Genomic DNA, 25,925 nt, shown 5'->3' on the forward strand with positions numbered 1-25,925 from the left:
CGCACCGCGTCATACCCCCTGATCACGGCTTTGATCGAGGATCGGCGCGGCACCCCTCCCCACGTAGGAGGCAAGGGCGCGGACCCTGTCGGCGTGCTGGTCGTGACCCACGATCACCGGCGGCTCGTTGTAGGCCATGGCGTCGGAGCTGCGCCGCAGCTTGATGTACTGCCCGCAGGCGTCGATGGCGTAGGGCTCCATGTCGTCCTGCAACGCGCCGATCACCGTGATGCCGTATGTCTCGCCGATCCTGCGGAACAGCGCCACCGCCTCCCTGCGGTGCTCCTTGCCCAGGTTGCGCCCGAGCTCGTCGAGGACCAGGCACAGATGGCCGCCGCCGGACGACGCGATGGCCGCCGCGCAGACGAGCTTGACCGCCTTCTCGTCCATCAGCGCGGTGTTGGCCCTGCGGTTGTACGGCACGAAGCCCTGCCCCTCGCCGCGCCGCCACTTCGGCGTCACCCGCCACTGCCAGCGCTGCTCGGGGTCGGCGGGAGCGGGCGGCACCGGGAACTCCAGCGTCGCGCCGTAGCCGCCGTAGGAGGTGTCGAGCTTCTCGAACTCCTCCGCCACCCGCGTCAGCCGCGACTTGATCGCCGCCGTCAGCGCCGCCCGGTGCACCGCCGTCGACTGCGCGGCCTCCTCGGCGCCCTTCTCCGCGGCCGAGAGGTCGCGCTGCCGGGTCACGATCTGCGACTCGATCTGGCGGCGCTGGTGCTTCTCGTACTCCTCCTGCCCGCGCAGGTAGGAGGCCAGCGCCCCGCAGACCGCCGCGAACGTCGCCTGCTCCCTGCTGGAGCGCCCCGTGCGCTCGCTCATCAGGAAGCGCAGCTCCTCCGGCACCTCCTCCTCGTCGTCGCCGGGAAAGGTGTCGCGGAAGGCGCTGTCGAGGTGGCGCTCGGCGACCCGCCACCACTCCTCGGCCGTGCGCGGCCGCTCCTCCTCGGGCAGCGCCGCGATCCACTCCCTGGCGCCGTCGACCGTGCCGCCCCAGTCGCGGCCCAGCTCCGCCAGCCGCAGGCCCTCGCGCTCGGCCGTGACCCTGGCCGCCTGGTCGCGCGCCTGGGCGCGCTCGGCCTCGTGCCTGCCCCTGCGGCCCTCCATGCGCTCGATCTCGAGGTCGCGGGTGCGGGCCCGGAAGTCGAGCGAGCCCGCCTGCTGCTCGGCCACGGCGACCGCGGGGGTGAGCTCCTCCAGGGCGCTCGTCAGCTCGGCGAGCCTGGCCCGCCGCTCGGCCAGGCGGCGCTCGATGCCGTCGAGCTGGACGCCCGCCTTCGCGCCCTCCAGCCTGCGCTGCGCGGTCGCCACCCGCTCCTCGCCGGCGCCCACGGCCTGGGCGGCCTCCTCCTGCGTGTCGCGGGCCCGATTGAGCCGCTGCTCGGCGGCCTTGATGCGGGCCTCCCTGCCGGTCGCGACGCCGTCGAAGGCGCCGACCACGCTGACGCCCGCCGAGCTGACCAGCACCGAGCCAGGCAGGCCGGCGAGCGCCCTGGTGGCGGCGGCGAGGTGATCGGCGTCGACGACCACGGCGTGCTCGGTCGGCCATCCGCGCAGCTCGTCGAGGCCGGAGGCGCGGGTGTGGTCGCGCGCCTGCTCGGCCACGTCGAGGGAGTCGAGCAGGCCGGTCGCGCTCACGCCCGCCGCCGCGAGGGCGGTGAGCTGGGCGGCGGCCGGACCGCCCTCGGCGTCGTCAAGCGCCGCCTGCGCCGAGGCCACCTCACGGTCGGCCACGCCCAGCGCCTTCAGCGCCTCGTTCAGCTCGGCCCGCGCCGCGGCGAGCTCGCGCTCGGCGGTGGGCACGTCGCGGCCGTCGGCCAGCCGCCGCGTCTCCTCCAGCGAGGGGATCTGGCCGCGCAGCTCGTCGGCGGAGTTCTCCGCGACCGCGCGGTCGGCCTCGAGCTTGGCCGCCCTCGACTGCAGGGCGGCCAGCTCCCTGCGGGCCTCGACCACCATGCGGTCGAGCGTGTCGTCCTTGAGCGTGGCGATCTCGGCCTTGACCACCGCGATCGCCTCGGCCGTCGTCTCCTGCGCCGCCTCCAGCGTCTCGAGCTGGGCGGCGAGCGCCTCGTCGCGCTCGGCCGCGTCGGCCAGCCGGCGCGCCTGACGCCCGCGCCAGCAGCGCAGCGCCTCCGCCAGCCTGACCCTGGCCTGGTCGCGCCGGTCGAAGGTGGCCAGGAGGGCGCTCGACTCGGCCTCGAACTCCTTCAGCCGCTCGCCCGCCTGCGCGGCCCTGACGCGCCTGGCGTGCTCGTCGCGGCGGGCCTCACGCTCCTGCTCCAGCTCGGCGTCGAGACCGGTCAGCGCGGCGATCGCCTCGAAGACCCGCTCGGGGGAGATCTCGTTGAGCGGCTGCGACAGCAGGTTGGTGGCCACCTTGCTGCGCACGGAGGTGGACAGGAACGACACGCAGCGGACGCGTTCGCCGTACAGGACCTTGGTGAGGTCGCGGGCGACCACGTCGCGGCGGCCCGCGGACCGCGGCAGGGACGACCACACCTCGTCGGCTCTGGCGACCCGCTCGGCCTCGGAGCTGGCGGCGGCCAGATGGACGCCCTCCCGCCAGCGGATCTCCAGGTGCGGCGCCTCCTGGTTGACGCGCAACCACACGGTGACCGGCCCGCCGGTGGCATCGGGCTCAGGAAAGAGCCCCTCGCCGGCGGCCGCCTCGTTGTCGGAGGCCCCTGAGTCGGAGGCCCCTGAGTCGGAGGCCCCTGAGTCGGAGGACCCTGAATCGGTGGCGTCCGGGTCGGTGGCCCCCGAGTCGGTCGCCGACGAGCCGGTGGCCGACGAGCCGGGAGGAGCGTCGAGGAGCGCCGCGGCGGGGTATCCGTCGTGGCCAGACGGCCCGAACACGCCCACGATGTAGCCGTGGTCGGCGCTCGCCCACTGGCGCCCGCCCGCGCCGCTGGCCAGCTCGGCGTTGAACAGCAGCTCCGAGACCGCCTTCGCCCCCGAGGCGAAGCGCCACTGCTCATCACCGAGCAACGCCGTGATCGAGGCGATGAACGAGGACTTGCCCGCCCCGTTGGAGTCCTTCGGCCCCGCCCCCGCCACGACGATCAGCGTGCCGGGCACGGTCGGCACCGGGTGGGTGGACAACCGTGAGATGTTGACCGCCTGCACGGCGATCAGCACCCGATCGCCGACGACGTTCTCCGCCAGAGCCACTTACTCGTCCCCCGTCTTCCGCTGTGCTCGTACGGCCGCCGCGAGAGGCGTGTGCGGCCCCGCGGCGAGGATCAGCTCTTCCTGCAGGCGGCGCCGCGCCGCCTGGGTGAGGCGGTGGAACTGCGGGCCCGGCACGTAGCCGCCCGCCTCCTCACCCGCCTTGACCTGCGCGAGCAGCCCCGCGTGGCGCAGCACCCGCAGCGCCGCCTCCAGCTCGCCGATCGGCAGCTGGGTGTGGCGGCGCAGCTCGTCGACCGGGGTGGCGTGGGGGGACAGCCAGCTGTCCTCGGGCAGCAGCCCCTCCGCGCGCGGGATCGCCACCGAGTGGATGAGCACCAGCGTCAGCACCGCCCGCTCGCTCTCGCCCAGCGCGGTGCCGGTCTTCGCGGCCACCGCGTCGTCGTAGCCCGAGGTCCACCGCTCGCGCTGCTGGATCAGCGTGCGCCCGCGCCTGGCCAGCATCTCGGCGAGGACGCGGCGCGGCGCGGGATCCCTGAGCGCGGGGAAACGCGTCTCCTGGACGGGCTCGGCGGCGAACTCCAGCGCCATGAACGCCGCCACCATCTCGGCCCTGCGCCGCTCGTCGAAGGCGTCGAGGAGGTCGTCGAACTCGGCCCGCGCGCCCTCGACCCGCCCGGCGAGGGGCTGCGCCTGCGCCTCGGCGTCACTGCCGGCGTCACTGCCGGCGTCGGGCGCGGGGCCCGCGGCCTCGACCAGGTCGGCGTCGCGCAGGACGGTCAGCTCCCTGCGTTCGGGCTCGGGCAGCCGCCGCACCAGCTCCTTCAGCTGCCCGTAGGACTCCACGGGCCAGGTGGCGCACCTGGGCCCCAGCCGGACGAACCCGTCGGCCATCACCACCCAGGAGGAGTCGTGCAGCCGGCGCAGCGCCCCCACCGCCCAGTTGCGCATCACGTCGTCGGTGCGCCCGATCAGCGCCCGGTAGGTGTCGAGCACGCGCTCGACCGGCGCGGTCACCCCTGGCCACGGATCGGCCGACAGGTCGGCCCAGCAGCACTTCAGGCAGGCGGCGAGCACCCGCCTGGTCTCACCGGACCGTTCCACCGGCGGCGGGCTGACCTGGTACTCCTCCAGCAGGGACGGCGTCACCCCGTCGGGCCACACAGGTACGGCCAGGCCCGCCAGCCGTACCATGCCCGGCGGCGTCCGCGCGCCCTCGGCGACCGGCAGCGGACCCGCCGCCCTGGCCAGGGCGTGGGAGTAGGCGGCGGTCATGAGGTGCGCTCCAGGAAACCGTGGGACAGCCAGGCGGGCTCGTGCTCGGGGTCGACGGTCAGCTCGTCGGACCAGGTCAGCCGGTAGGGCAGCTCGGGCCGCAGGTCGACGCTGGTGAGGTCGGCCAGCAGGCGGCGGGCTGCGGGCCAGTCGGCGGCGAGCAGGTCGGCCAGCGCCACCCTGTCGGCCCCGCCCAGCGCGGACTCGGCCAGCTCGGTCAGCCGCTCGACGGCCGCGCCGGGCGACCGGTCGAGGGAGTCGGCAGGCCCGGGGTCGGGCAGGTCGGAGCGCGGCGGGGTGGGCTGGGCCGGCGCGGGCCGCGGGCTCTCGGCGACGGCGCGGACGATCGCCGCCGGATCGTGCCACGGCGCGGGAGCGTCGAAGACGAACCCGTCGAGGACGGCGGCCAGCCGCTCCTTGGAAGCGGTCTGGGCGAAGGTGCGCCAGGTCTCGGACGGCAGCAGCGTCAGGTTGCGCGTCGTGCCCGCGGAGTCGGCCAGCCGTCCCGCCGCCCGCCGGGAGGCGTCGCTGTAGGCGTAGATGGCCGCCCGCAGGTCGGTGCAGACCCTGTCGAGCTCGGGCCAGCGGGTGAGGATGGTGCCGTGGAGGTTCTGCGCGCGGCGGGCGATCTCCTCGGTGCCCCACAGCTTGGGCGCCTGCTCGCGCAGCTCCTCGATGGTGCCGGTGGTGAGCGTGATCAGCTCGAGCGCCCACAGCCTGAAGGCCCTGGCCAGGTTGACGGCGCTCTGCCTGGCCTGCTCCATCGTGGTGCGCGGATCGGCGACGTTGAGATCCTCGAGGGCCAGCAGCCTGTGCATCTCCGACTGCCCGCCGTCGTCCATCATCCGCCTGATGAACATCAGCCCGACCACGCTGGTGAAGGAGGCGCGGTAGCGCAGCTGGTTGGGCTTGGGGAACACCTCGCGGATCGCCCCGAGCCCCTTGAGCACCCGCAGCCTGTTGTCGAACTGGTCGGACGGATAGGCGCGGCAGGCGAAACGCATCTGCTCGTGCGTCAGCCACTCCTCGCCCGCCTCGGCGAAGGCGGCGAAGAGGGTCTCGGCGATGTCGACCATGGCGGGATCGTCGACGACCGCACCGCTGTCGCGGGCCAGGGCCGCGAACATCCTGCGGTAGGTCGACAGCACCGCCTCCTCCGAGAGGGCGGCGTCGAGGGTCAGAGGCTGTTCGGACACGCGCTCTAAGGTAGGGCCTGACCCCGACAGTCTTGGACCTCCTGGCCGGACTCCTGCCACCGAGTACGCGAGCACGCTAAGGTGAGCCCCGTTAAAAGGGGGACATAAGCGCATACGGGTAGAGTTGCTGTGCGTGGGGATAGGATCACCGCGCTGGTCGCGGGCGGGGTGGTCGCGGTCCTGGCGGGCGCGGCGGCGGTCTTCGGCGTGGGCGTCTCGAGCGCCAATCCGAAGCTGGCCGACGTGGGCGCGTGGCTGTGGACCAAGGCACGCGGCAAGGTCGTCCACGTCAACGGCCTGTCGGGCGAGGTCGACGGCTACCTGAACGACAAGCGCGGCCGGCCGATGAAGGTCGTCCAGGACGGCTCGAACGTGCTGCTCGTCGACGACACCACGGGCTTCGTCAGCAGGATCGAGCCGAGCCAGCTCACCGTCTCCCAGACCAGGAACTTCGGCGCCGCGGGCCTGCAGCTGGTCGTCAGCGGCGCCACCGCCTACGCGGTCGATCCCGAGGGCTCGGTCCAGCGGATCGACCTCGTCACCCTCAACTCCGCCGGGGCGCCTCTCGCGCTGCCAGGACCGCTCGGCTCCGCGCGCATCGACGGCGGCGGCAGGCTGTGGGTGCCGGTGACCGCGACCGGCGAGGCCGTACCCATCAGGGCGGGGGTGAAGGAGAAGGCGGTCAAGGTCGGCGCGGCGGGCGAGGAGCTGTCCGTCACCATCGCGGGCGGCCTGCCGGTTATCACCAACACCCGCGCGGCGTCCACCGTCATCATCGGCGCGGACGGCGGCACGGGCGAGATCACGCTGCCCAAGGAGGTCGCCCAGGCCGGGGAGGGCGGCGTGCTGACGCCCGCCGCGACGGAGGGCTCCCTCATGCCGATCCTGACGCCCGGACGGCACGGCCTGCTCGTGGTGATCGACACCCTGTCCAACGCCGTGCTCACCACCGACCTCGCCGTGACGGACGCGGGCGTGCCGCAGGTGCTCGGCACCAAGGTCTACGTCCCCGACCAGCGCACCGGCGCGATGATCGTGTGGGACACCGCGGCGGGCGGCGACCCCGTGCGCATGCAGGTGGCCGAGCGTCCCGGCCCGATCGAGGTGTTCGTCAAGGACGGCCTGCTGTGGGCCAACGACGAGAACGGCGACCGGGCGGTCGTGATCGACCCCGAGGGCCGCAGGCACGCCGTCGACAAGGACGACACCGACGTGCCGGGCCCCTCGCGCACGCCCAAGCCGCGGCCCACCCCGAGGACCGTGCCGAGCAGCACCGCTCCGGAGCCGGACCCCGATCCCGACCCCACGGCGAGCGCCCTCGGTAAGCACTCACTCACCGCCGCCGAGATCGTGGCCGCGTACCCAGGACCCGAAGAGCTGAAGCCGCTCGCCGCCCTGGCCAACCACGTCCGCTACGCCCCTGACACCCTTCCACCGCACGCCGCCGCCGAGGCGTGGCGCTACAGCGACGCCATCCGCACACACGCCCGCCGCACCACCCCTCTCCACACCCGCCTGACCCGCCGCCTCAACCCTCGAACCCTCACCCGCCGCTAAGGGCAAGAAGCGGGTGCAGAGCCATTCGTTGCCGAAGGCTGCACTCATTTTCCTCGGAAGCCGATGGGCTCCGGGGCGGTCGGCCGGCCAGGGTGCGTATGGGGGCTGGTGGTCGGGCGGTTGGCTTGGGTCGATGGGGCAGTAGGCTCCCGGCTGTGCCGAATGAGACGCGCAGCGCCCGCATGACCGCCCAGCTCCTCCATCGGCCGCCGGGCCTCGACGCAGGGGAGATGGTGCGCCACCTGCTGGCCGTCCAGGCGCAGGACGTGCCGTCCGCGCTGCTCGCCTTCCGTGCCAGATCCGCCACGCTCACCATCGAGCGGATCGAGGCCGCCTGGCACTCCCGCGAGATCGTCAGGGCGTGGGGACCACGCGGCACCCTCCATTTCGTGCATCGCGACGACCTGCCGTGGCTGCTCGCCCTCACGCGCAACGACACCGGCACCCTGCGCAGGCTGGCCCAGGAGGGCGTCACGGGCGACGATCTGCCCCGCCTGATCGGCGACGCCCTCGAAGGACAGGGTCCGCTCACCAAGGCCCAGCTCGAGGAACGGCTCGCGGGCCGCGCCAAGGGTCAGGGCGTCGTCCATCTGGTGGCACTCGCCGCCTTCCACGGGCTGGCCGTCCTCGGGCCGCTTCAGGGCGGGAAGCCTACCTACGTCCACACCGCCGACTGGTTGGGCGCGCCCATCTCCTTCGAGGTCGACCACGACAGGGCGCTCGCGGAGCTGGCCGTCCGCTACCTGCGCTCCCACGCCCCTGCCACCCCCGAGGACCTGTCCGCCTGGTCGGGCCTGCCCCTGGGCACCGCCCGCGCCGCCTTCCGCCTGGCCGCCCCCTCTCCGCCGGCCGACGCGTCCGAGTCTGGTGGGGTACGGCTGGCGCCCGCGTTCGACGAGTACCTGCTCGGCTGGGCGGACCGCACGCTGATCCTCGACGAGCGGCACCGGCGAGAGGTGTTCCCCGGGGGCGGCATCCTGCGACCGATCATGCTGGTCGACGGCGTGATCAGGGGCACGTGGTCGCGCAAGGGCGAGGCGGTGACCCTCGCCCCGTTCGAGGACGGCGACCCGCCAGGGTGGACGGACGAGGTGGCCGACGTACGCGCCTTCCTCAGCGGCTCCCCGCGCCCTGACGAAGTTCGGCTTCGACCCTCAGCGGCTCACTCCGCGCCCTGACGCGGTGCGGGTTTGGCTCTCAGCGGCTCACCGCGCCTCTGATGCAGTGGGGCTTCGACCAGGCGACCGTGCTCTTGCGGCTGATCTCCAGCGCCGCGCCCACCAGGAAGCAGTAGCCGGTGTCGGGGTCGAGGCCGAGCACCTTGGCCGAGGTGGCGCCCGCCTCCATGGTCATGAGCCGCTGCCCGTCGGCGGGCTCGCGCTGGAGCACGAGGGGGTAGCGGCGGGTCTTCGCCGGCAGGTACCAGCGGATGGTGACGACGGCCCCCTGGTCGGACACCACCCGAAGCCCTCGGGGAGCGAGCGCGGTCAGTGTCGACCTGCTGATCTCTGTGGGTCCAGTCGACCGGGTGGCCGTGGGCGTGGGCCGACCCTGCGGCCCCTGACCCGGCAGGACGACGGCGAGGACCGTTCCCGCGACGGCGACGGCGGCGACCGTCCCGCCGATCACCAGCTGACCACGCGACCGCGACCCGCGCGCTCGACGGGCGTCGTCGGCTGTCCCGACCCGGAGACGGATCCGGGCCCGGGCTCGGAGACGGGCCCGGGCCTGGAGACGGGCCCGACACTGACCCGGAGGAATAGACGGACGGCGGGGAGACCAGACTCCGGCCGAGGATCCGTCGGCGAGTGGAAGGCGGGCTGCCCCGCGAGCAGGTGGTAGAGCGTGGGCCCGAACGAGTAGACGTCCGACGAGACGCTGTGCGGCTGGCCGCTCACCACCTCCGGCGCCGCGTGCAACGGCGTGAAGGCCTGCGACGTCGCCGACATCTCCGACGAGTCGACCACCCGCGCGACGCCGAAGTCGGCGATCGCCGGCTCGCCGTACCGGGAGACGAGGATGTTCTGCGGCTTGATGTCGCCGTGCAGCACCCCCGCCTCGTGCACCGCCGCCAGTGCGGCGGCCAGTTTGACGCCGGTGCGCAGCACGTCGGCCAGCGGCAACGGGCCCTGCGCGCGCACCCTGTCGCGCAGCGAGCCGTTCTCGAAGAACTCCATGGCGATGTACGGCTTGCCGGGCCGCGTCGTGCCGGTGTCGAAGACGGTGACCACGTTCGGATGCCCGGTCAGCCGCCCCGTGAGCTGCAACTCGCGCTGGAACCTGCGCATGGTCCGCTGGTCGACCTTGTCGACGGTCAGGACCTTGAGCGCAACGACGCGGTCGAGCCGTTCCTGGTAGGCCTTGTAGACCACGCCGAACCCGCCCTGGCCCGCCGTGTCGAGCACCCGGTAGCCCGGGGCGTCCTTCCCTGAACGCACGCCGCCTCCCCCTGTTCCCCGGGCGAGTTCAGTGGGGCTTGCGGTGCTTCATGGGGTATAGCGGCATCACAGCGAGGTCAGCACGGTCGCGGGAACCATGAGCCAGGCGCCGCCCGCCACCGAGGCGCCGGCGACCAGCAGGAAGAACAGCACGTAGAAGCCGCCGGGCAGGAACGTCAGCCGGGCCAGCTGGTCGGCGTCGGAGTCGGCGGCCTGGCCCCTGCGCCGCTTGCGCTGGAGCTCGAGGATCGGCCGGACTCCGCCGAACAGCAGGAACCACACCGCGACCTGCGCCACGACCATCTGGACGTCGTCAGGGGCGTACATCGACAGGGCGAACACCGCGCCGCCGGTCACCAGCAGGATCAGCGCGCCGTACAGGTTGCGGATCAGCAGCAGCATGCAGACCAGGAACAGCAGCACGCTCCACACCAGCAGGGTGACCCGCCCCTGGGCGGTCAGCCACGCGCCGCCCAGCCCGAGCAGCGAAGGGGCCACGTAGCCCGCGAGCGCGGTGAAGATCATGCCGGGCCCGGTGGGCCGGCCCCTGGTCAGGGTGACGCCCGAGGTGTCGGAGTGCAGCCGGATGCCCTGCAGCTTGCGGCGGCTGAGCAGCGCCACCAGCGCGTGGCCGCCCTCGTGGGCGATGGTGACCAGGCCCCTGGTCAGCTGCCACGACGTGCGGTAGGCGACGATCACGAAGGCGGCCAGGGCCGAGAGCGCCACGAGCCACAGCTCGGGTGGCTGCTGAGCCTCGACCAGGTGGGCCCATAGCTTGTCCATCACGCCCGACCCTATCCAGGTAAGGTCACGACTGTGGCCATAGAACAAGATTCTGCCGTGCCTGGCTGGTGGCAGGCGCTCGGTCTGCCCGGCCTGGTCGACCTGCACGTCCACTTCCTGCCCGAGCGCATGGAGCGCAGGGTGTGGCACCACTTCGACAACGGCGGCCCGCTCATGGGGCGGGGCTGGACGATCCGCTACCGGCAGCCGGTGGAGGAGCGCGTCGCCCTGCTGACCGGGATGGGCCTGCGGGCCTTCCCCGCGCTCGCCTACGCGCACCGGCCTGGGATGGCCGCCGACCTCAACGCCTGGACCCTCGACTTCGCGCGCAAGGTGCCCGAGTGCCTGCCGTCGGCGACGTTCTTCCCCGAGCCGGGTGTCCTCGGCTACGTACGGCAGGCGCTCGACGACGGCGTCAAGATCTTCAAGATCCACCTCCAGGTCGGCGGCTTCGACCCCGGCCTGCCCGAGCTGGACCCGGTCTGGGGCCTGCTCGCCGAGGCGGGCACCCCCGTCGTGGTGCACGCCAGCTCGGTGCCGGTGCCCGGCGGCTGCGTCGGCGTCGCCCCCGTCAGCGAGGTCATGCGCCGCCACCCCCGCCTGCGCATGGTGATCGCCCACCTGGGGATGCCCGAGTACGAGGACTTCTTCGACCTGGCCGAACGCCACGAGCGCGTCGCCCTGGACACTACGATGGCGTTCACCGACTTCGCCGAGCTCGGGATGCCCTTCCCCGTACGGCTCAAGCCGAGGCTGCGTGAGCTCGGCCTGGCGGGGAAGGTGGTGCTCGGCAGCGACTTCCCCACCATCCCGCACTCCTACGCCCACCAGCTCGACGGGCTGGACCGACTTGGCCTGGGTGGTGACTGGTTGCGCGCCGTGTGCTGGGAGAATGCGATACGCATGATCTGACTGAAGGGGGATGTCATGAACGACCGGCACGTGGCCCTGCTGAACACGTTCTTCGAGGCGTTCAGCAAGAGCGACACCGACGCGATGGAGCGGTGTTACCACCCTGAGGTCAGCTTCGGCGACCCGCTCTTCCAGGAGCTGGTCGGCCGCGACAGGGTGATGGCCATGTGGCGGCTGATGCTTTCGAGGGGGAGCGGCATCGACGTGGCCTACCGCGACATCACCGCCGACGACTTCACCGGCAGCGCCAGATGGACGGCCCGCTACACCTTCACCAGCACGGGCCGCGAGGTGGTCAACGAGGTGGAGGCGTTCTTCCGGTTCGAGGACGGGCTGATCGTGCGCCACCATGACGACTTCGACTTCCGCAACTGGTCCAGGATGGCGCTGGGCAGGCCGACCGGGTTGCTGCTCGGCTGGACCCCCATGTTCCGCAAGACCGTCAGGGATCGCGCCCGGCAGGCGCTCACCGAGTTCCAGTTGTCGTAAGGAGGGCCGGGCATGGCACGGATGAGGGGCTTCCTGCGCAGCGGCGTGCGCGAGCCCGCCCCCGAACACTCGATGGACCCCCGGAGTGCGGAATCGGCGCCCTACCGCCCTACCGTCATCGACAACGCCCTCTACCTCGACGGCCAGCGCATCGGCACGCCCGCCTCGCTCGCCGACGCCTTCGACGGCCTCAAGAACACGCCCGGCAGCATGGCCTGGATCGGCCTCTACCGGCCGAAGGACTGGGAGCTGGCCAAGCTGGCCGCCGAGTTCGGCCTGCACGAGCTGGCGCTGGAGGACGCCATCGTCGGCCACCAGCGCCCCAAGGCCGACCGCTACGGCGAGATGCTCTTCGTGGTGCTGCGCGCCGCCACCTACCTGGACGACGTCGAGGAGGTCGCCTTCGGCGAGGTGCACGTCTTCGTCGGCAACAACTTCGTGGTGACCGTACGGCACGCCGAGTCCCCCGACCTGGGCGCGGTGCGCAGGCGCATGGAGTCGGATCCCGACCTGCTGCGCCAGGGACCGCAGGCGGTGCTCTACGCCATCCTCGACGCCGTGGTCGACGGCTACGCCCCCGTCGTGGCGGGGCTGCAGAAGGACATCGAGGAGATCGAGGTGCAGGTCTTCGGCGGCGACCCCACGGTCTCCCGCCGCGTCTACGAGCTGTTCGGCGAGGTCATCGAGTTCCAGCGGGCCACCAGCCCGCTGCTGCCGATGATCGACGGCTTCATCGCGGGCGCCAGCAAGTACGGCGTCAACGAGGAACTGCAGAGCTACCTGCGCGACGTCGCCGACCACGCGATCACCGTCTCGGAGCGGGTGGCGGGCTTCCGCCAGCTGCTGCAGAACATCCTCATGATCAACTCGACGCTCGTGGCGCAGGAGCAGACCAGGGCCAGCTACGCGCAGAGCGAGGAGGTCAAGAAGATCTCCGCGTGGGCGGCCATCCTGTTCGCGCCCACGCTGGTCGGCACCATCTACGGGATGAACTTCGACCACATGCCCGAGACCCATTGGGCCTTCGGCTACCCGTTCGCGATCGTGCTGATGGCCGCGGTGTGCGTCATCCTCTACGTGGTGTTCAAGCGCCGCGACTGGTTGTGAAGCCGGGCGGGTACGGCGCGCCGGGCCCGCCCGGGGGAGCGATCAGCTCAGCAGCTTGCGCGCCGCCTGCTCGATCTCGGCCTCCGACAGCAGCACGTGGTTGGCCGCCTCGCCCAGCGGGATGAAGCTGTCGGCCGAGGTGACCCTGGCGATCTGACCGGTGAAGCCCGCGTCGAGCATCTCGGTGACGATGCCCTCGGAGACGCCGCCGGTGCGCCTGCTCTCGTCGGCGACCAGCACCTTGCCGGTCAGCTCGGCGGCCCTGAGCAGGTCCTCCATCGGCAGCGGCGCCAGCCACCGCAGGTCGAGCACCCGGCAGCTCACCCCGTCCTGGGTGAGCTTGACCGCCGCCCGCAGGCTCATCCGCAGGCCGTTGCCGTAGGTCACGATCGTCAGGTCACGGCCGTCGCCGTAGCCGCGCGCCCTGCCGATCGGCACGTGCGTCTCGGCCCACCTGGTCGGCGGCGCGTACGGCGCGAGCCAGCCGTTGTCGCCCTCGTCGAACAGGTCGCGGGTGTTGTAGAGCGCGATCGGCTCGATGAACACGCACACCGAACCCTCGGTGCGCGCGGCCGCCAGGCACGTGCGCAGCATCGCCGAGGCGTCGTCGGGCCTGGACGGCGAGGCGATGACGATGCCGGGGATGTCGCGCAGCGCGGCGATGGAGTTGTCGTTGTGGAAGTGGCCGCCGAACCCCTTCTGGTAGGCGTAGCCCGCCACGCGCACCACCATCGGGTTGCGGTAGGCGCCGCGGGAGAAGAACGACATCGTCGCCGCCTCGCCGCGGATCTGGTCGAGCGCGTTGTGCAGGTAGGCGAGGTACTGGATCTCCGGCACCGGCAGCATCCTGGACACGCCGGAGCCGAGCGCGAGGCCGAGCACGGCCTGCTCGTCGAGGAGCGTGTCGAAGACCCGGCCCGCGCCGAACCGCTTCTGCAGGCCGCGCGTCACGCCGTAGACGCCGCCCTTCTTGGCGACGTCCTCGCCGAAGACCATCATCTCCGGGTAGACGGCCAGCGCGTCGGCCAGCGTGCGGTTGATCGCCTGGGAGAGCGTGAGCGGCTTGTCCTCCTTCTCTGGCAGTTGCCCGGCGAAGGCCTTCTCCCTGACCGCGGGCTCGGCGGCGACCGGGCTGATCTTGGCGATCATCTCGGCCCTGCGCGGGGCGAGCGGCTCGGTGATCTCGCGGGCGGAGGTGAGCTTGGGCGCGCGCGTCGCCTCCATCGCCATCCGCAGCAGGTGCTCGCGCTCGGCCTCGTAGCGCTTGAGCAGCTCCTCGGGCGTGGCCAGCCCCGCCTCGACCAGCAGGGCGGCGGTCCGCAGCAGCGGGTCGCGGGCGTAGTCGGCGCGGATCTCGCGCTGGGTGCGGTAGGCGGACTCCACGTCGGAGCCCGCGTGGCCCATCAGCCGCACGGTGCTCAGGTGCAGGAAGACGGGCGTGCGCTGGGTGCGCACGTGCTCGGCGGCGCGGGTGGCCGCGTCGTACGCCTCGGCCAGGTCGCAGCCGTCGGCCTGGATGTACTCGATGCCGGGACGGCGCGCGGCCGCCTCCACCCAGCCCTTGGGCGTGCGGACCGAGATGCCGAGGCCGTTGTCCTCGCACACGAACAGGATCGGCAGCGGCTGGCCCTGGTAGGTGGCGTAGGAGGCGGTGTTGAAGCCCGACAGGGCGCTGGCGTGGTTGATCGAGGCGTCGCCGAAGCTGCACACCGCGATCGCGTCGGCGGGCCAGGGCGAGGGCACGCCGAGCGCCCTGGCCCGTTCGATGGCCAGCGCGACGCCCACCGAGCGCGGCAGGTGGCTGGCGATCGTGGAGGTCTGCGGGATGATCGCCAGGTCGGGATGGCCGAACACCTTGTGCCTGCCGCCGGCGACCGGCTCGTCGGCCGAGGCGGTCAGCCCCAGCAGCACGTCGCGAACGCCCTGCTCGGGCAGGCGCCCCGCCATGACCGAGCGAGTCAGGTAGAAGGCTCCCGAGCGGTAGTGCAGGAGAGCGGGGTCGGTGGTCCGCACGGCCGCGGCCACCGCGGCGTTGCCCTCGTGGCCGGCCGAGCCGATGGTGTAGAAGCCCTCGTTCTGCTCGCGCAGCCATCTGGCGGCGAAGTCGAGCAGCCGGCTGCCCTGCTGGCGGTCGTACAGCTCACGGCATCGCTCGCCGGTCAGCGTGCTGCCCTCCTTGACGGGCAGGGCCGGATCTCGGGGAGCGCCCGCCTTGAGCGTCGCAACCGCTTCGGTGAAGTGAGTCTCAACAGTGTCGCGCGCCACAAGCCCGATTATGTCCCCCAGACACCGCGTACGTCTGCCCGTCCGTGATGACGAAGTTCTTGTCTGACCGATCTGAATGACAGTTTGTCAGGTTTTCAAACTCTTTACCTGTCCAAAACGTCTACTTTAAGTACGACGTGGCACCCTCATGCCGCGTTCAACCAACGGGGAAAGGAACGGAGTACCCGAATGTTGCAACGCTTCCGCGTGGCAGCCGTGGCACTCGCGGTAGGCGCAGGGGCACTCGCCCTGGCGCCCACCGCCACCGCGGCGGCCGCACCGAGCATCTCGAACGTGGATGTCTCCCCTTCGCCGATCGTCGTGACCGGCGCCGACAAGGTCACCGCGACCTTCACGTTCACCACCAAGGACGCAGGCAAGGCCGAGCTGCAGCTCAAGGCCCCCGGCGACGTGAGCGTGGGCACCCCCGTCGATCTCACCGCCTCGCCGCACGGCCAGGAGACCAGGTGGACGGGTAAGAAGACCTTCGACGCCAAGGACGCCGGCAAGTGGAACTTCCTGGCCATCGCCCACTCGGGCGACGGCGCGGAGAAGTCGACCAACGGCTCCTTCAGCGTCGAGACCAAGACGACCGCCGTGGACACGAAGATCGTAGACTTCGGCGCGCACCCTGACGTGGTCGCCAAGGGCGACCGTATCTCCGTCTCCGGCCGCCTGCTCGCCGAGCGCGACGGCTGGAAGGGATACGGCGACCAGCGCGTCACCATCACCTTCCGCGAGAAGGGCACCGACGCCTACCGGCACATCACCACGGTCGGCACCAGCCGTAGCGGCTGGTTCTCCGCCAGGGTGAGCGTCGAGGCCACCGGCTGGTGGCGGGCGGAGTTCGGCGGCAACGCCAACGCCAAGGGCTCGGTCAGCGACACCGACAGGGTCGACGTCAGGCACCGCTCGGCCGACAGCAGGATCGTCGGCTTCACCGCCTACCCCGAGCCCGTGGACAAGGGCGACCGGCTCAACTTCAGGGGCGCCCTGCAGGTCGACGGCTCCCACGGCTGGGACGGCCTGAGCGGCCAGCGGGTCACCATCCTGTTCAAGGCCCACGGCTCCAGCAGGTGGGAGGCCGTGACCGGCGACAGGACCGGCCGCGACGGCCGCTTCTGGGCCTCGGCCACCGCGCAGACCTCCGGCTGGTGGCGCGCGGTGTACTCCGGGACCAGGGGTGTCGAGGGCTCCAGCAGCTCGAGCGACTGGGTGCGGGTCGTCACACCGACGCCCCCGCCGAGCAGGGACAAGAGCAAGCTGGTCTCGTTCAACGCCTACCCCGAGCCGGTCAAGTACGGTGACTACCTGCGCTTCAGGGGCGTGCTGCTGGTCGACGGCGGCGGCTACGAGGCCAAGGTCGGGCTGTACTTCAAGCCCAAGGGCTCCAGCAAGTGGCAGTTCGTGAAGACGACGAACTCCACCGGCAGCGGCAAGCTCTACACCAAGGTCAAGGCCTACAAGTCGGGCTACTGGAAGTTCGTCTTCAAGGGCGACTCGGACGCCTACGGCTCCCAGAGCGGCAGGGACTACGTCCGCGTCAAGCGGTAAGCATCGGTGAACGAGGGGCCTGGTCGTCAGATCAGGCCCCTCTTCATCGCCGTGACCACGGCGGCCGCCCTGTTGTCCACGCCGAGCTTGCCGAAGACGTGCCGCAGGTGCGTCTTGACCGTGGTCTCGCTGATCAGCAGCCGCCTGGCGATCTCCTTGTTGCCCGCCCCCGCGGCGACCAGGCGCAGCACCTCCAGCTCGCGCGGGCTCGGCTCGGCCCGCTCGCGCAGGCCGAGCAGCCTGGACGTGATCGAGGGGGCGATCATCGGATGTCCGTGCGCCGCCGTGCGGACCGCCTTGTGCAGCTCCTCGCGTGGCGCGTCCTTCAGCAGGTAGCCGACCACGCCGTGCGCCAGCGCCCTGGAGACGTCCTCGTCGGAGTCGTAGGTGGTCAGCACGATCACCCTGATCTCCGGACGCTCGGCCCGCAGCCTCCTGATCGCGCCCACCCCGTCGAGCCCCGGCATCCGCAGGTCCATGAGCACCACGTCGGGCCGGGCGCGCTCGGCCAGCACCAGCGCCGCGTGCCCGTCGCCCGCCTCTGCCACCACCTCGATGTCGGGCACGCCGTGGAACATGCCACGCAGCCCGTCGCGCACCACCGGGTGGTCGTCGACGATCATCAGGCGCAGGGGATGCTCACGCACAGCGCCGTCCCCTCTCCCCGCGCCGACTCCACCGTGACCGCGCCGCCCACGCGAGCCGCCCGCTCCCGCATCACGGCCAGCCCGTAGCCGCCCTCCCGTCCCGGGTCATCGAACCTGGTGCCGTCGAACCCGGCGCCGTCGAATCCGGCGCCGTCGAATCCGGTGCCGTCGTCCAGCACGTCGAGCGTGACCTCCCCGTCCATGTACGTCAGCGTGAGCGCCACCGAGGCCGCCCGCGCGTGCCTGGCCACGTTGGCCAGGCCCTCCTGCGCCGCGCGCAGCAGCACGACCTCCACCTCGGGGGCGAGCGGGCGGGGCGGCCCGCTGACCGCCATCCGGGCGCGAATGCCGCTCTCCGCCGACCAGCGCCTGGCCACGCCCGCCAGCGCGAGGTCGAGCCGCTCCCTGCGCAGCGGTTCGGGCCGCAGCTGGTGCACCGACCTGCGCGCCTCCGCCAGGCTCTCCCTCGCCAGCCGCTTCGCGCCGGCGATCCGCTCCCGTACGGCCGCCAGGTCGTCGCCCGCCTGCTCGGCCGCCTCCAGCTGGGTGATCACCCCGCTGAACCCCTGCGCCAGCGTGTCGTGGATCTCCCCTGCGAGCCTGGTCCGCTCCTCCAGCACCCCGAGCTCCCTGTTGCGCTCACCGGCCTTGACCAGAAAGTTGGCGAACCACCCCATCAGGACGGCCAGCGCGATGCCGCCGAGGAGCGAGGCGGCCCTGGAGGGATCCCTGGTGATCTCGGCCAGGCCACCGGAGGCGGTGAAGGCCGTCGTCACGAGCGCCGCCGCGCCGCCGTACGCCCATCTGCCGGGAAGCAGGAGGTACGGCAGCGGCAGCATGCCGAAGATCAGAGTCTCGTAGGCGGGATCGAGGACGATCAGCAGCGCCATGAGCGCGATGAGCACCGCCAGGTGCCAGGCCATGGGGTGCAGCCGCTCGAACCTGTCCTTGCCGCGGACGACGAAGAGCCAGTAGTAGAGCCCCATCGCCGCGGCCACCGCCCACGTGAGCGTCCTGTCCTCGCGGCCGGTCAGTGCCGGGACGGTCAGGCACGCGTAGAAGAGCACGTGGAAGGCCCGATACCACCTGGCCCCTTCGTCCATCTCACTCCCAGCGGAACAGCGCGGCCGAAATCGCGGTGGACACCACGATTATCCCCGTGAGCGCCAGCAGGGGAAGCGCCGTGGGCGTCCCCGCCCAGCCCTCGCGCAGCGCGGTGACCGCGGGGCCGAGCGGCAGGTACTCGCCGATCGCGCGCAGCGACGCGGGCAGTCCCTCCCTGGGGATCGCCGCCCCGCTGAGGAAGATCATCGGAAACATGACCATGAGCCCGAGGAGGTCGGCCACCCTGACCGTGCGCGCGACGGCGGCGATCAGGAACCCGAGCGAGCAGGTCATCAGCACGGTCAGCACGAAGGCCAGCGCCAGCGGGGCCGGATGCGCGGGAGCGTCCACCCCGAAGGCGGCCATGGCCGCGACCACGATGACGGCCGCGCCCGCCAGCCCCATGACCAGCTGCGCCACCACCTGGGCGGCCAGGACGGCCAGCGGCACGATCGGCGTGGTGGCCAGCCGGCGCAGAACCTTGCGCTCGCGGTAGGTCACCACGAAGCCGGGGAGCGCGGAGATCCCGCCGATGGCCAGGATCATGGCCAGGTAGCTCGGCACGAGCACCCCCATCCTGTCGCTGCCGGTGTGGAGCACCAGCAGCATCAGCGGGAAGGCCACCATGAAGAAGAGCGTGCCGGAGTCGCGGGACAGCAGGGTCAGCTCGGTGGCCGACATGCGGGTGAAGGCTCTCATCGGACCAGCTCCAGGTAGGCGTCGTCCAGGGAGCTCGTCCCCGTGGCGGTCATGAGCTCGGCGGGGGTGCCGAGCGAGGCGATCCTCCCCCTGACGAAGACGGCGATCCTGTCGCACAGCGCCTCGGCCTCGTCCATGAAGTGGCTGACCAGCACGACGGTGACGCCCGCGGTCTTGAGCTCGCCCACCAGCGCCCAGGTCTCGCGCCTGGCGACGGGGTCGAGCCCGGTGGTGAGCTCGTCGAGGATCACCAGCTCCGGCCTGCCGACCAGGGCCAGCGCGATCTGCAGGCGCTGGCGCTGGCCGCCCGACAGGTCGCCGTAGGCCTTGCGCGCCAGAGGGGCGAGCCCCCAGCGCTCCATCACCTTCCGCCAGTCCTCGGGGCGCCGGTAGAAGGCCGCGAAGAGCCTGAGCGCCTCCGCGACCTTGAGCCGGTCGGGCAGCCCGGCCTCCTGGAGCTGGACGCCGATCCGCTCGGCGAGCGCGCGGCGGTGGCGCGCGGGGTCGAGCCCGAGCACCTCGACCGATCCCGCGTCGGGGCGGCGCAGGCCCGACAGGCACTCGACCGTGGTGGTCTTGCCCGCCCCGTTGTGCCCGACGACGCCTAAGGTCTCCCCGGCGCCGACGGTGAACGACACGTCGTCGACGGCGACGTTCCGTCCGTACGTCCTGCGTAGTCCGTTGACTCGTATGGCTGTCATGCCGCAAGCCTCGCCGCGGGGCGGGCTCCCGGCATCGACCTGGACGGCGCCCCCGCATCGTCCTTTCGGACGATGGGGAGCTATTCGGCCTTCCTGAACTGCGCGATCGCGATGCCCAGCAGGGCCGCGCCGATCAGCGCCACCAGGCCGAGCTCGACGGCCACGGGCACCTGCCAGCCGTACCACTGGACGCCGGGGTTGAGCACCGCGTCGACCTGCGGAGGGATGTCGAGGTGGGCGAAGACCGCCTGGCGCATCGGGTCGACGGCGTAGGTGAGCGGGTTGACCGTGGTCAGCAGGTGCAGCCACGAGGGCAGGTTGGCCAGCGGGAACATCGCGCCCGACAGGAACATCATCGGCATGATCGCCATCTGCATCAGGCCGAAGAAGGTCTGCATGTTGCGCATGCGGGCGGCCAGCGTGACCCCGAAGGCGGTGATCGTGAACGCCGCGAGGAACATCTCTCCCAGCAGCGTCAGCATCAGCCCCGGCGAGTACGGCACGCCCACCAGCCCGGCCATCGCCAGGATGATGAGGCCCTGCGCGCAGGCCACGACCGCCCCGCCGAGGCACTTGCCGACCACGATCGCGCCGCGCGAGACCGGCGCCACGAGCATCTCGCGCAGGAAGCCGAACTCCCTGTCCCACACGATCGAGCCCGCCGAGAACATCGCGGTCATGATGACCGTCATCGAGATCATGCCGGGGTACATGAACGTGCGGAAGTCGACGCCGGGGATGGAGCCGCTCACCAGTGTGCCGAGGCCGGTGCCCATCACGAACAGCCACAGCACCGGCTGGACCAGCATCGACAGCATGCGCGTGCGGTCGCTGACGAAGCGCAGCATCTCGCGGTGCAGCACCACCTTGACCGCCCGCAGGTCGTGTCCCGCGCCGGAGGCGGGTATCCGGACGTCCACCACGCCGGTCGCCGTCATCGCCTCGCCATCGCCTTCATCCACTCGTTGCCCGAGCCGGACTCCGCGTCCCTGATCGTGGAGCCCGTGTAGGACATGAACACATCGTCGAGCGAGGGCCTCGACACGCTCACCGCCTTGATGGGCAGCCCCAGCTCGGCGAACAGGCGGGGCACGAACTCCTCGCCCGAGGCCACCGCGAACGTCACCGCGCCCTCGTGGACGGCCGCCTCGAGGCCGAACCGCTCCTGGAGCGCCGCGATGGCCCTGGCGTCGTCGCCGGTGTGGATCTGCACCCTGTCCTTGCCGACGCTGGCCTTCAGCGCCTCCGGTGAGTCGATGACCACGATCTCGCCGTGGTCGATGATCGCGATCCGGTCGCAGTACTCGGCCTCGTCCATGTAGTGCGTCGTCATGAAGATCGTGATGTCCTCCTTGTGACGCAGCTTGTTGATGTATCCCCAGATGGCCGACCTGGTCTGCGGGTCGAGGCCGACGGTCGGCTCGTCGAGGAAGAGCACGCGGGGCGAGTGCAACAGGCCGCGCGCGATCTCCAGGCGCCGCTTCATGCCGCCGGAGAAGGTCATCACCTTGGCGTCCTTGCGGTCCCAGAGCGCCACCATCTCCATGACCTGCCTGATGCGGTCGCCGACCAGTTGCTTCGGCACGCCGTACAGCTCGGCGTGGAAACGGAGGTTCTGCTCGGCGGTCAGGTAGCCGTCGAGCGTCGGGTCCTGGAAGACCAGCCCGATGTTGCGCCGCACCTGGTCGCGCTCCCTGACCACGTCGTGTCCCGCGACGCTCGCGCTGCCGCCCGTGGGGTTGACCAGCGTGCAGAGCATGCTGATCGTGGTGGTCTTGCCCGCGCCGTTGGGGCCGAGGAAGCCGAAGACCTCGCCGGGCCGCACCTCGAAGTCGACGCCCTTGACGGCCTCGACCTTGCCGTAGGTCTTCTTCAGGCCCTTCACCGTGACCGCGCTCATACGCCCTCCGCCGCCCCGACTATCGATACTTCAAAGATATATCTAGACAATGGAGACAGCAAGGCCCGGCGTTTTGTTAAGGGTCATTAACTGAGCGTGGACAGAGCCGCGCGGGCCATCGCGCGCAGGAGCTCGCGCATCGCCTCGGGCGGCAGCTCACCCGCGCTGTGCGGCGTCGAGTTGAGCAGTCCGAACGCCGCGTGCGTCGCGGCCCGCAGGCGCGGCGGCGGGCAGCCGGGGTGCAACTCCGCCAGGACGGTCACCCACTCCTCGACGTAGAGCCGCTGCAGGCGCCTGATCTGTCGCCGGTGCGGCTCGGGCACATTGCCCAACTCCCTGTCGTGCACCGTGATCAGCGCGGGCTGCTCCAGCGCGAACGTGATCTGAGTGTCGAGCAGCGCCTCCAGCGCCTCCGACGGATCCACCGCGGAGGTGACCACCGCGACCGCCGCCTCGCGCAGGCGCGTGCTCACGTCGGTGAGCATCTCGGTCAGCAGCGCCTCCTTGCCGCTGAAGTGGCGGTAGAGCGCGGGACCCGAGACACCGACCGCGCCGCCGATGTCCTCGATGGACACCCCGTGGTACCCGCGCGCGGCGAACAGGGTCGCGGCGGCCTCCAGGATCTCGGTGCGGCGATTTCGGGTAGGGGTTCTCACATCTCGCATTCTAGACACAGAGGTTAATGATGATTAACCTTCTGGGCATGTTCAAGCGCAACGCCGAGGTCAACGAGCGCCTGGCGGCCGAGCTGCGTGAGCGCCTGGCCGAGGCCGCGAAGGGTGGCCCCGAGCGGTCCCGGCAGCGCCATGTCGAGCGCGGCAAGCTGCTGCCGCGCGACAGGGTCGACGGCCTGCTCGACCCCGGGTCCCGCTTCCTGGAGCTGTCGCCGCTGGCGGCCAACGGCCTCTACGACGACCAGGCCCCCGCCGCGGGCATCATCACGGGAGTCGGCAGGGTGTCGGGCCGCGAGTGCGTGGTCGTGGCCAACGACGCCACGGTCAAGGGCGGCACCTACTACCCGATGACCGTGAAGAAGCACCTCAGGGCACAGGAGGTGGCGCTGCAGAACCACCTGCCCTGCCTCTACCTGGTCGACTCGGGCGGCGCCTTCCTGCCGAAGCAGGACGAGGTCTTCCCCGACCGCGAGCACTTCGGGCGGATCTTCTACAACCAGGCCACGATGTCGGCGCGCGGCATCCCGCAGATCGCCGCGGTCCTCGGCTCCTGCACGGCGGGCGGCGCCTACGTCCCCGCGATGAGCGACGAGGCCGTCATCGTGCGCGACCAGGGCACGATCTTCCTCGGCGGGCCCCCGCTGGTGAAGGCGGCCACGGGGGAGGAGGTCACCGCCGAGGAGCTCGGCGGCGGCGACCTGCACGCGCGCGTCAGCGGCGTCACCGACCACCTGGCGGAGGACGACGCGCACGCGCTCGCCATCGTCCGCGACATCGTCGCGACGCTCGCGCCGAAGCCCGCCTGCCCCTGGGAGCGCGCCGCCGCGGAGGAGCCCGACCTCGATCCGCGGGAGCTGTACGGCATCGTGCCGCCCGACCCCCGCACGCCCTACGACGTCCGCGAGGTCGTCCGCCGCATCGTCGACGGCTCGCGCTTCCTGGAGTTCAAGGCCGAGTACGGCACCACGCTGGTCACCGGCTTCGCCCACATCCACGGCCACCCCGTCGGGATCGTGGCCAACAACGGCATCCTGTTCAGCGAGTCGGCGCTGAAGGGCGCGCACTTCATCGAGCTGTGCGACCGGCGGAAGATCCCTCTGGTCTTCCTGCAGAACATCAGCGGCTTCATGGTCGGCAAGGCCTACGAGGCGGGCGGCATCGCCAAGCACGGCGCGAAGATGGTGACCGCGGTGTCGTGCGCGCGGGTGCCGAAGTTCACCGTCGTGATCGGCGGGTCGTTCGGGGCCGGCAACTACGCGATGGCGGGCAGGGCGTACTCACCCAGGTTCCTGTGGATGTGGCCCAACGCCCGCATCTCGGTCATGGGCGGCGAGCAGGCGGCCACCGTGCTCACCACGGTCGGCAACGCGGACGCCGACGCGATCAGGGCGCAGTACGAACACCAGGGCAACCCCTACTACTCGACGGCCAGGCTGTGGGACGACGGCGTGATCGACCCCATCGACACCCGCACCGTCCTCGGGCTCGGGCTGTCGGCGGCGGCCAACGCGCCGCTCGACCCCATCGGCTACGGCGTCTTCCGGATGTGATGATGTTCAGCACCGTACTGATCGCGAACAGGGGCGAGATCGCCGTGCGGATCATCCGCACGCTCCGCTCCATGGGCATCGCCTCGGTCGCCGTCCACGTCGAGGCGGACGCGGGCGCGCTGCACGTGCGCCTGGCCGACCACGCCCTCCAGGTCCCGAGATATCTGGACATGGAGGCGGTGGTCGCGGCGGCGCTGTCGTCGGGAGCGCAGGCCGTCCACCCCGGCTACGGGTTCCTGGCCGAGAACGCCGAGTTCGCCCGCAGGTGCGCGGCGGAGGGGCTGGCCTTCATCGGCCCGCCGGCAGAGGCCATCGAGGCGATGGGCGACAAGATCCGCGCCAAGCGGACGGTCGCGGCGGCGGGCGTGCCGGTCGTGCCCGGCGGCACCGCCGACCTGGCCGCGTGGAGCGACTTCCCCGCGCTCATCAAGCCGTCGGCCGGTGGCGGCGGCAAGGGCATGGTGCTGGTGCGGTCGGCCGCCGAGCTGCCCGAGGCGCTCGCCTCCGCCCGCCGTACGGCGGAGGCGGCCTTCGGCGACGGCACCCTGCTGATCGAGCGCTACATCGAGAACCCCAGGCACATCGAGATCCAGGTGCTCGCCGACGCGCACGGCAACGTCGTGCACCTGGGCGAGCGCGAGTGCAGCCTCCAACGCCGCCACCAGAAGATCATCGAGGAGGCGCCCTCGCCCTTCGTCACCGCCGAGACGCGTCAGGCGATGGGGGCGGCGGCCGTCGAGGCGGCCCGATCCGTCGGCTACACCGGCGCGGGCACCGTCGAGTTCATCGTCGACGGGCGCTCGGGCGACTACCACTTCATGGAGATGAACACCAGGCTGCAGGTCGAGCACCCGGTCACCGAGCTGGTCACCGGGCTCGACCTGGTGGAGCTGCAGGTGCGGGTGGCCGCGGGCGAGCCGCTGCCCTTCGGCCAGGAGTCGGTACGGCTGCGCGGCCACGCGGTCGAGGCGCGCGTCTACGCCGAGGACCCGGCGCGCGGCTTCCTGCCCACGGGCGGCCGGGTGCTCGCGCTGCGCGAGCCGTCCGCCGTCAGGGTCGACTCCTCGCTGGCCGAAGGGCTGGTCGTCGGCAGCGACTTCGACCCGATGCTGTCGAAGGTGATCGCATGGGCCGAGGACCGGTCCGCCGCGTTGCGGTCGCTGGATCGGGCGCTGGCGTCCACGACGGTGCTGGGCGTGACGACGAACATCCCGTTCCTGCGGGCGCTGCTGGCCGAGCCGGGCGTCGTCGCGGGCACGCTGGACACCGGCCTGGTGGAGAGGGTGCTGCCCTCGCTCGAATTGGCCGCTCCCGTGCCCGGCGAGGTGCTGGCCGCCGCCGCGCTCGCCTTCCACACCACGCCGCCCGCGCGGGATCCGTGGGAGATCGCCGACGGATGGCGGGTGGGCGAGCGCGCCTGGACGACCTGGCGGCTGGAGTCGCGCGACGGCGTGCACGAGGTGGGGGTGCGCGGGCTGCCCGCCTCGGGCGTGGAGGTCCGCCTGCCCGCCGGCGCGGCGCACGCCGCCCCTCAGGTCGTGGAGGCCAGGGCGGTGGCCGAAGGGGACGAGCTGGCCGTCACTCTCGGCGGCCGGGCCTTCCGCTTCACCGTGGCCAGGCAGGGGGAGACGGTCTGGCTCGGGCGCGAGGGACAGGCGTGGGCGCTGACCAGGCACCGGATCGGCGACCCCGGCGACAGGGCGGGCGCGGCCGGCTCCGGCGACGGCGTGGTGCGCAGCCCGATGCCCGGCACCGTCCTGCTGGTCAAGGTCGCGCCGGGCGACCAGGTGAACGAAGGACAGCCGCTGGTGATCGTGGAGGCGATGAAGATGGAGCACACCGTCACCGCGCCCCTGGCGGGCGTGGTCTCCGAGCTGCCGGTCAAGGCGGGGCAGTCCGTCGACATGGACGCGGTCCTGGCCGTCGTGAACCCGGAGGAGTGAGCCGC

At 71.8% G+C, this 25,925-nt stretch carries 22 protein-coding genes; 8 read left to right on the forward strand and 14 right to left on the reverse strand.

Going from position 1 to position 25,925, the window contains the following annotated elements:
• Positions 1-9: 9 nt before the first annotated feature.
• From H4W81_RS06905 to H4W81_RS06915, 3 genes are read right to left on the reverse strand one after another with little or no spacing between them, the layout of a single operon-like run.
• Positions 10-3,168 carry a coiled-coil domain-containing protein gene (locus tag H4W81_RS06905; RefSeq protein WP_192774009.1) on the reverse strand — a complete coding sequence of 1,053 codons (3,159 nt, stop codon included), beginning with the start codon at positions 3,166-3,168 and terminating at the stop codon, positions 10-12.
• A complete protein-coding gene (locus H4W81_RS06910; protein ID WP_192774010.1) occupies positions 3,169-4,401 on the reverse strand; it encodes a hypothetical protein in 1,233 nt (410 codons plus the stop codon).
• Positions 4,398-5,597: a hypothetical protein gene (locus tag H4W81_RS06915; RefSeq protein ID WP_192774011.1), complete on the reverse strand. Its 1,200-nt coding sequence runs from the start codon at positions 5,595-5,597 to the stop codon at positions 4,398-4,400. Before H4W81_RS06915 ends, H4W81_RS06910 begins: the two co-directional genes overlap by 4 nt.
• Positions 5,598-5,726: 129 nt before the next feature.
• Between H4W81_RS06915 and H4W81_RS06920 the strand changes: the two genes are divergently transcribed.
• Both H4W81_RS06920 and H4W81_RS06925 read left to right on the forward strand, forming a co-directional pair.
• The gene (locus H4W81_RS06920) at positions 5,727-7,154 is read left to right on the forward strand and encodes a hypothetical protein (RefSeq protein WP_192774012.1); all 1,428 of its coding nucleotides are present in this window, start codon (positions 5,727-5,729) and stop codon (positions 7,152-7,154) included.
• A 155-nt stretch (positions 7,155-7,309) separates the two neighbouring features.
• Positions 7,310-8,332, forward strand: coding sequence for a winged helix DNA-binding domain-containing protein (locus H4W81_RS06925; RefSeq protein ID WP_192774013.1), 1,023 nt, complete (start codon positions 7,310-7,312; stop codon positions 8,330-8,332).
• Between the two features lie 19 nt (positions 8,333-8,351).
• Here H4W81_RS06925 and H4W81_RS06930 read toward each other — a convergent pair whose 3' ends face one another.
• From H4W81_RS06930 to H4W81_RS06940, 3 genes are all read right to left on the reverse strand, one after another.
• Positions 8,352-8,783: a hypothetical protein gene (locus H4W81_RS06930; protein WP_192774014.1), complete on the reverse strand. Its 432-nt coding sequence runs from the start codon at positions 8,781-8,783 to the stop codon at positions 8,352-8,354.
• Positions 8,780-9,592: a serine/threonine-protein kinase gene (locus H4W81_RS06935; protein ID WP_192774015.1), complete on the reverse strand. Its 813-nt coding sequence runs from the start codon at positions 9,590-9,592 to the stop codon at positions 8,780-8,782. The genes H4W81_RS06930 and H4W81_RS06935 overlap by 4 nt, the downstream gene beginning before the upstream one ends.
• A 66-nt stretch (positions 9,593-9,658) precedes the next feature.
• A complete protein-coding gene (locus H4W81_RS06940; RefSeq protein ID WP_192774016.1) occupies positions 9,659-10,375 on the reverse strand; it encodes a M50 family metallopeptidase in 717 nt (238 codons plus the stop codon).
• A 57-nt stretch (positions 10,376-10,432) separates the two neighbouring features.
• Here H4W81_RS06940 and H4W81_RS06945 point away from each other — a divergent pair, with 57 nt between their 5' ends.
• Genes H4W81_RS06945 through H4W81_RS06955 form a run of 3 tightly spaced genes read left to right on the forward strand, consistent with a single transcriptional unit; the run spans position 10,433 to position 12,883 of the window.
• Entirely contained in the window at positions 10,433-11,287 is an 855-nt protein-coding gene (locus H4W81_RS06945) for an amidohydrolase family protein (protein ID WP_192774017.1), read from the forward strand.
• Between the two features lie 15 nt (positions 11,288-11,302).
• Complete coding sequence (locus H4W81_RS06950; RefSeq protein WP_192774018.1) at positions 11,303-11,776, forward strand: nuclear transport factor 2 family protein; 474 nt, start codon at positions 11,303-11,305, stop codon at positions 11,774-11,776.
• 12 nt (positions 11,777-11,788) lie between these two features.
• Positions 11,789-12,883, forward strand: coding sequence for a magnesium and cobalt transport protein CorA (locus H4W81_RS06955; RefSeq protein ID WP_192774019.1), 1,095 nt, complete (start codon positions 11,789-11,791; stop codon positions 12,881-12,883).
• Between the two features lie 42 nt (positions 12,884-12,925).
• On the opposite strand, the gene H4W81_RS06960 is transcribed toward H4W81_RS06955, so the two are convergent.
• A complete protein-coding gene (locus tag H4W81_RS06960) occupies positions 12,926-15,148 on the reverse strand; it encodes a thiamine pyrophosphate-dependent enzyme (RefSeq protein ID WP_192774020.1) in 2,223 nt (740 codons plus the stop codon).
• Between the two features lie 189 nt (positions 15,149-15,337).
• On the opposite strand from H4W81_RS06960, the gene H4W81_RS06965 reads away from it, so the two are divergent.
• Entirely contained in the window at positions 15,338-16,702 is a 1,365-nt protein-coding gene (locus H4W81_RS06965) for a hypothetical protein (protein WP_192774021.1), read from the forward strand.
• 26 nt (positions 16,703-16,728) lie between these two features.
• Here H4W81_RS06965 and H4W81_RS06970 read toward each other — a convergent pair whose 3' ends face one another.
• The 7 genes from H4W81_RS06970 to H4W81_RS07000 form a co-directional block, all read right to left on the reverse strand.
• The gene (locus tag H4W81_RS06970) at positions 16,729-17,349 is read right to left on the reverse strand and encodes a response regulator transcription factor (RefSeq protein ID WP_318781573.1); all 621 of its coding nucleotides are present in this window, start codon (positions 17,347-17,349) and stop codon (positions 16,729-16,731) included.
• On the reverse strand, positions 17,325-18,452 hold the full coding sequence (locus H4W81_RS06975) for a sensor histidine kinase (RefSeq protein WP_192774022.1): 1,128 nt from the start codon (positions 18,450-18,452) through the stop codon (positions 17,325-17,327). The genes H4W81_RS06970 and H4W81_RS06975 overlap by 25 nt, the downstream gene beginning before the upstream one ends.
• A 1-nt stretch (position 18,453) precedes the next feature.
• Positions 18,454-19,152 carry an ABC transporter permease gene (locus tag H4W81_RS06980; protein ID WP_192774023.1) on the reverse strand — a complete coding sequence of 233 codons (699 nt, stop codon included), beginning with the start codon at positions 19,150-19,152 and terminating at the stop codon, positions 18,454-18,456.
• Positions 19,149-19,853, reverse strand: coding sequence for an ABC transporter ATP-binding protein (locus H4W81_RS06985; RefSeq protein WP_192774024.1), 705 nt, complete (start codon positions 19,851-19,853; stop codon positions 19,149-19,151). Before H4W81_RS06985 ends, H4W81_RS06980 begins: the two co-directional genes overlap by 4 nt.
• Positions 19,854-19,933: 80 nt before the next feature.
• The gene (locus tag H4W81_RS06990) at positions 19,934-20,791 is read right to left on the reverse strand and encodes an ABC transporter permease (protein WP_192774025.1); all 858 of its coding nucleotides are present in this window, start codon (positions 20,789-20,791) and stop codon (positions 19,934-19,936) included.
• On the reverse strand, positions 20,788-21,753 hold the full coding sequence (locus H4W81_RS06995; RefSeq protein ID WP_192774026.1) for an ATP-binding cassette domain-containing protein: 966 nt from the start codon (positions 21,751-21,753) through the stop codon (positions 20,788-20,790). Before H4W81_RS06995 ends, H4W81_RS06990 begins: the two co-directional genes overlap by 4 nt.
• A gap of 86 nt (positions 21,754-21,839) precedes the next feature.
• Entirely contained in the window at positions 21,840-22,418 is a 579-nt protein-coding gene (locus H4W81_RS07000; RefSeq protein ID WP_192774027.1) for an SACE_7040 family transcriptional regulator, read from the reverse strand.
• Between the two features lie 38 nt (positions 22,419-22,456).
• On the opposite strand from H4W81_RS07000, the gene H4W81_RS07005 reads away from it, so the two are divergent.
• The gene (locus H4W81_RS07005) at positions 22,457-23,977 is read left to right on the forward strand and encodes a carboxyl transferase domain-containing protein (protein WP_225958494.1); all 1,521 of its coding nucleotides are present in this window, start codon (positions 22,457-22,459) and stop codon (positions 23,975-23,977) included.
• A gap of 2 nt (positions 23,978-23,979) precedes the next feature.
• Positions 23,980-25,920: an ATP-binding protein gene (locus H4W81_RS07010; RefSeq protein WP_192780671.1), complete on the forward strand. Its 1,941-nt coding sequence runs from the start codon at positions 23,980-23,982 to the stop codon at positions 25,918-25,920.
• Positions 25,921-25,925: the final 5 nt, after the last annotated feature.

The sequence above is a fragment of the Nonomuraea africana genome (assembly GCF_014873535.1).
Lineage (GTDB): Bacteria > Actinomycetota > Actinomycetes > Streptosporangiales > Streptosporangiaceae > Nonomuraea > Nonomuraea africana.